The organism is Actinoplanes sp. NPDC089786 (assembly GCF_040684855.1).
GTDB lineage: Bacteria > Actinomycetota > Actinomycetes > Mycobacteriales > Micromonosporaceae > Actinoplanes.
The window spans coordinates 1-1,299 of sequence record NZ_JBFBGU010000079.1 but is presented as its reverse complement, the minus strand read 5'-3'; the positions used below and the strand labels follow the sequence as shown (position 1 = coordinate 1,299).

Below are 1,299 nucleotides of genomic sequence, written 5' to 3'. Positions count from 1 at the left end.
TGTTCCGCCCCGGGTTTGATGGAGACATCGAAACCTGGGAGAAGATTCAGCTATGCCGGCACCGAAGAAGTACCCCGATGAGCTGCGTGAGCGTGCGACCCGGTTGGCGGTCGACGCTCGCCGGGACCCGGCCAGCGCGGTCGGTGCGATCCGGCGGATCGCCGACCAGCTCGGGATCCATCCCGAGGCGTTGCGTGGCTGGGTGAAGAAGGCCGAGATCGATGCCGGTGATCGGCCGGGTACCACCAGCAGTGACGCGGAACGCCTCGCCGCTCTCGAGCGGGAGAATCGTGAGTTGCGCCGGGCGAATCAGATCCTGAAGTCCGCGGCGTCTTTCTTCGCGGCGGAGCTGGACCGTCCGTCGCGGTGAAGGTCGCCTTCGTCGACTCGCAGAGACAACAGCACGGTGTCCAGCCGGTCCTGCAGGCCCTTGAAGACACGCCGGCACAGATCGCACCGTCGACCTACTACGCTGCCAAAACCCGCCCGGCCTCGGCGCGCTCCCGACACGACGACGACCTGACCGCGACGATCGAGCAGATCCACGAGGAGAACTACAGCGTCTACGGGGCCCGCAAGATCTGGCACGAGTTGCACCGCCAAGGGGTGCCAGTGGCGCGGTGCACCGTCGAGCGGCTCATGCGCCAGGCCGGGCTGCGCGGGCTGCTGCGCGACAAATCGCCGCGCACGACCCGGCCCGGGCCTGAGACCGGACGCCCCGCTGACCTGGTCAAACGGAACTTCACCGCGGAACACCCGAACCAGTTGTGGGTCGCTGACCTGACCTACGTGCGCACGAGTGTGGGCTGGGTCTACGCCGCGTTCGTCCTGGACGTGTGCTCGCGTCTGATCGTCGGCTGGCAGGTCGCCACAAGCCTCTACACCGACCTCGCGTTGGACGCGCTGAAGATGGCTGTCTGGCGCCGCGAGAATCAGGATGCTGACCTGCGCAAACTTGTTCACCACTCCGACCGGGGAGTCCAATATCGAGCGATCCGCTACACCCAGCGCCTGGCCGAGGCCGGCGCGGTCGCGTCGGTCGGGTCGAAGGGCGATTCCTACGACAACGCGATGGCCGAGGCGTTCAACTCGCTCTACAAGGCCGAACTCGTCCGCAACAAAGGACCGTGGCGCGGCCTCGATGACCTCGAGATGGCCACCGTCGAGTACATCGACTGGTACAACAACCGCCGCCTGCACGGCGAACTCGGACACGTCCCACCTGCCGAATACGAGGCCATCCACGCGATGACCCAGCCGGTCACCGCACCCCTGAAACCAACTAATTAACTCTCCATC

At 66.0% G+C, this 1,299-nt stretch carries 1 pseudogene; it reads left to right on the top strand.

Annotated features, from left to right (window positions below):
- Nucleotides 1-52 precede the first annotated feature (52 nt).
- Nucleotides 53-1,290, top strand: a pseudogene (locus tag AB0O15_RS47985) (IS3 family transposase).
- The last annotated feature ends 9 nt before the right edge of the window (nucleotides 1,291-1,299 follow it).